Origin of the sequence: Streptomyces sp. MnatMP-M17 (assembly GCF_900091995.1) — a bacterium.
Taxonomy (GTDB): domain Bacteria; phylum Actinomycetota; class Actinomycetes; order Streptomycetales; family Streptomycetaceae; genus Streptomyces.
This window is the reverse complement of record NZ_FMDK01000131.1, coordinates 1-4,212: the sequence shown is the minus strand read 5'-3', so window position 1 is coordinate 4,212 and position 4,212 is coordinate 1. Positions and strand designations below refer to the sequence as shown.

Genomic DNA, 4,212 nt, shown 5'->3' with positions numbered 1-4,212 from the left:
CCCGCCGCCACCCCGCCGATGCCCACGCAGCCGCCCGTGATGCCGGCGGGACGGTCGTCGCGGCGCGTGCTGCGGGCCGTTGGGCGCTGGGCCGCCGCCGTGGCCGTCTTCGCCGGGCTCGGCACCGGTGCCGCCTTCGGCATCAGCGGCATGGACCGTACCGACGTACCCGGGCTCGCCACCCGCGACGACGGCCGGTGGGAGTATCCGCGCCTCGCCCTGCCCGCCCTTCCCGCCGGCGCCCCGCGTCCCTACACCGACGCGAACAAGGCGGAGATCCACCACGCCGATCTGCGCGAACTGCTGCTGCCCGCTCCGGCCGGGGCCACCGCCGACAAGAAGCTCACCGGCGGCTGGGTGAGCGTCGAGCGGTACCTCTCCGAGTACGCCCCGGAGGAACGCGCCGACCTGAGGATCACCCTGCGCGACTACGCCGTACGGCATGTCGCGGCCCGTGGCTGGACCATGCCGGACGGCACCACCTCGCGTGTCTATCTGCTCCAATTCCCGTCGGTCGCGTTCGCGCTGACCTACGAAGCCACGGAGATCGGCGACGGACTGACGGCCGGTGTCCCGCTGGCCGCCGCGCCGGAGACCGAGCTGGACGAGGGCTGGGCCGAGGACGACATCGTGCCGAACACCCTGTCCAAGGTGTACGCGGAACCCAAGCCCTACGGTCCCACGCAGGTGCGCCAGGCTTATGTCCTCGCGGGCGACACCCTCGCGCTGATCGTCCACGAGAAGAAGGGCGGCGCCGTCGCCGTACCGTTCCGCCAGACCGTGATGCTTCAGAATCAGCTCCTCGGCTGAGCGGGCAGCACCTCATCGAGAGGGCCGGGCCACCACCCATTAGGCTGGGGCCCGGCCCCACCGGCCCCAGCCCTGCCCGTACGGCACACCACCGCGCATCCGAGGAGCACCCCGTGCTTGAGGCCTTCTTCACTTCCCTGCTGATCCTCGTCTGTGTCGGCACGCTCGCCTTCGCCGGTCTCACCGTGAAGAAGCTGTACCAGGGCCAGCGCTAGTCACAGCCTCACCTCTCCAGCCACAGCCTCACCTCTACAGATCGACTGAGCTGCTCATGATCGAGATCCCGTCCGACCTGCACCCGGACCTTGTTCCTCTCGTCTTCCTCCTCGGGAACTGGGAGGGCGTCGGCGTCTTCGACTTCCCCGGCGACGAGAAGGCCAACTTCGGCCAGGAAGTCACCTTCAGCCACGACGGCAGGGACTTCATCGAGTACGTCTCGCACACCTGGGCGCTGGACGCCGAGGGCAAGAAGATCAGGCCGATCGAGTCGGAGGCCGGCTTCTGGCGGATCGACAAGGAACGCAAGGTCGAGGCCGTGATGGTGCGCGACCAGGGCGTCGTGGAGGTCTGGTACGGCGAGCTGGCCGACCAGAAGCCGCAGATCGACCTGGTCACGGACGCGGTGGCCCGTACGGCGGCCTCCGGGCCGTACAGCGGCGGCAAGCGGCTCTACGGCTATGTCAAGGGCGACCTCATGTGGGTGGGCGAGAAGTCCACTCCCGAGATCCCGCTGCGCCCGTACATGTCGGCGCATCTGCGGAAGGTCGTGAGTCCGGACCAGGTCGAGGCATGGGCCAAGGACCTCGGCGACCTTCCGGACGACGGCATCGCCTTCTTCAAGTAGCCCGAAGTAGTCCGAAGTAGCCCGCGGTCGTCAAGCGTGGTCGTCGAGCGCGATCGCCAAGTAGCCCGCGATCGCCCGCGCCCCTGCCTACACTGGGTGCGTGGTGAGCATCGACTGGAAGAGCGACCTGCGGCAGCGTGGCTACCGGCTGACGCCTCAGCGTCAGCTTGTTCTCGAAGCCGTCGACACCCTCGAACACGCGACTCCGGACGACATCCTCTCCGAGGTGCGCAGGACCGCCTCCGGAGTGAACATCTCGACCGTCTACCGGACGCTTGAGCTGCTGGAGGAGCTGGGTCTGGTCTCCCACACCCATCTCGGGCACGGCTCTCCGACGTACCACCTGGCCGACCGCCATCACCACATCCATATGGTCTGCCGGGACTGTACGGAAGTGATCGAGGCGGATGTCGAGGTCGCGGCGGAGTTCACCGCCAAGCTGAGCGAGACGTACGACTTCACGACGGACATGAAGCACTTCGCGATTTTCGGCCGCTGCCGGGCGTGCTCCGCGCACGCGGCCAAGGGCGATGCGTAGGCACTCCGCGATCCGTGGGCGCACTGCGGCCAAGTCCGGCCGAGTCGTACGCTGATAGACATGAAGAGCCCTCTGCTGTTCCTGCCCGGAGCCGTCCCCGCCGAAGGACAGGACGAAGGTGTCGCCGCGCACTACGGCGATCTGTTCCGCGAACAGCGCGCCCTCGCCGACGGCACCGGTCTGGTCGATCTCTCCCACCGCGGAGTCGTGACCGTGACCGGCGACGACCGGCTGAGCTGGCTGCATCTGCTGCTCACCCAGCATGTGAGCGAGCTGCCCGCGGGCCGGGCCACGGAGGCGCTGATCCTGTCGGCGCACGGCCATATCGAGCACGCGCTGTATCTCGTGGACGACGGCGAGACGGTCTGGGCGCATGTCGAGCCCGGTACGCAGGGAGCGCTGATCGCGTATCTGGAGTCGATGAAGTTCTTCTACCGGGTCGAGGTCGCCGACCGTACGGACGACATCGCGGTCGTCCATCTCCCGGCCGGCTCGATCGCGGAGCCGCCGGAGGGCGTGGTCGTACGGGAGACGTCCTACGGCCGGGATCTCTTCCTGCCCAGGGCCGATCTGGAGTCGTACGCCGCGTCGTACGGACCGCCTGCCGGGATCCTCGCGTACGAGGCGCTGCGGATCGAGGGCCACCGGCCTCGGCTGGGCTTCGAGACCGACCACCGGACCATTCCGCACGAGCTGGGCTGGATCGGCAGCGCGGTCCATCTCCACAAGGGCTGCTACCGCGGCCAGGAGACCGTGGCGCGTGTCGAGAACCTCGGGAAGCCGCCGCGCCGGCTGGTCTTCCTGCATCTGGACGGCAGCGAGGTCCATCTGCCCGGGCACGGTACGCCGGTGCGGCTCGCGGCCGACGGTGCCGAGGGACGCCAGCTCGGTTTCATCACCACCTCGGCGCGCCACCACGAGCTGGGACCGATCGCGCTGGCCCTGGTCAAGCGGAATGTGCCGGTGGACGCGGAGCTGATGGCGGGCGACACGGCGGCGGCGCAGGAAGCGGTCGTGGAGGCCTGAGCCGGGCATGGCCGGGAGGCCTGAGCCGGGCCCGGTCGGGCCGACGCCCGACCGGGCCGTCCAGGCCGACCGGACGGGCCCTGGTTCCGGGGCTTTGGTCCTTTAGCACATCCATGTGCCGGTGTCACATCGGGCGCCATCACATATGCGGAAAACACATGTGCTGGACTCATATGTCCAGGACCACCGTAAACGGGCCGTGATTTGTCAGCGAGACCCGCATGTCCGCTCCGAAGCGGCCCGTCTCCACGCGCGCGCCCAGCGCCCGCAGGCCCGCCACCACCGCGTCGACCAGCGGTTCGGCGACCGGGCCCGGCGCCGCGGCGTTCCAGGTCGGACGGCGCCCCTTGCGGGCGTCCCCATAGAGGGTGAACTGCGAGATGACCAGCAGCGGAGCATCCGCTTCCGAGCAGGATCTCTCGCCCTCCAGCAGCCGTATCGACCAGAGCTTCCTGGCGAGCCGTTCCGCCTGTTCCTTCGTGTCCTCATGGGTCACTCCCACCAGCACACACAGGCCCTCGCCCGTGAAGCCGCCGACGGTCGCGGTCCCGGACTCCGTCACCACGTCGACGCTCGCGCCGTCGACTCTCTGCACCACCGCACGCATACGGGCCAACCTATCGGGGGCCGAACGGGTGCGGAGTGCCCGCATGCGCCCTGGCAGGAGTGGCACGATGCCCAAGGCGGTGCGTCGGTTCGCGCGCCGGTCCAGGGATTGGGGGGCTCCCAGCGGAACGAGGGCCAAGGGTTCTCCCCAGCGGAGTGAGGGGAAGTACGCGCGATGACCACACCTGGTGCCGGGCAGCCGCCCGGTCCCGTACCGACGGCCTGCACGACCTGCACGACCAGTGGGACGGGCACTGGAACGGGCACGGGAACGGGCGCTGGAACGATTGGTGGGACGGGCGGCGCAACGGGCAGCGGGCCCGTTGTCGTTCCCGCTGCGGGCGCCGGCGCGGGCGACGGCGAGGGCTCGCTGCCCGAGCCGCGGCCG

Annotated in this window: 6 protein-coding genes; 5 read left to right on the top strand and 1 reads right to left on the bottom strand. The window is 69.5% G+C overall.

Annotation, left to right across the window (positions count from 1 at the left end; genetic code table 11):
• From GA0115259_RS06995 to GA0115259_RS06975, 4 genes are all read left to right on the top strand, one after another.
• Positions 1-810 (top strand): hypothetical protein (locus tag GA0115259_RS06995; protein WP_218104203.1); only part of this gene is annotated, 810 nt, incomplete at its 5' end.
• Between the two features lie 271 nt (positions 811-1,081).
• On the top strand, positions 1,082-1,654 hold the full coding sequence (locus tag GA0115259_RS06985) for a heme-binding beta-barrel domain-containing protein (protein WP_093592411.1): 573 nt from the start codon (positions 1,082-1,084) through the stop codon (positions 1,652-1,654).
• A 100-nt stretch (positions 1,655-1,754) separates the two neighbouring features.
• Positions 1,755-2,192: a Fur family transcriptional regulator gene (locus GA0115259_RS06980; protein ID WP_093592408.1), complete on the top strand. Its 438-nt coding sequence runs from the start codon at positions 1,755-1,757 to the stop codon at positions 2,190-2,192.
• 60 nt (positions 2,193-2,252) lie between these two features.
• On the top strand, positions 2,253-3,218 hold the full coding sequence (locus GA0115259_RS06975) for a CAF17-like 4Fe-4S cluster assembly/insertion protein YgfZ (RefSeq protein WP_093592405.1): 966 nt from the start codon (positions 2,253-2,255) through the stop codon (positions 3,216-3,218).
• A 169-nt stretch (positions 3,219-3,387) separates the two neighbouring features.
• On the opposite strand, the gene dtd is transcribed toward GA0115259_RS06975, so the two are convergent.
• On the bottom strand, positions 3,388-3,825 hold the full coding sequence (gene dtd / locus GA0115259_RS06970; protein ID WP_093592402.1) for a D-aminoacyl-tRNA deacylase: 438 nt from the start codon (positions 3,823-3,825) through the stop codon (positions 3,388-3,390).
• 174 nt (positions 3,826-3,999) lie between these two features.
• On the opposite strand from dtd, the gene GA0115259_RS41110 reads away from it, so the two are divergent.
• A partial coding sequence (locus tag GA0115259_RS41110; RefSeq protein ID WP_218104202.1) for a hypothetical protein occupies positions 4,000-4,212 on the top strand: 213 nt, incomplete at its 3' end.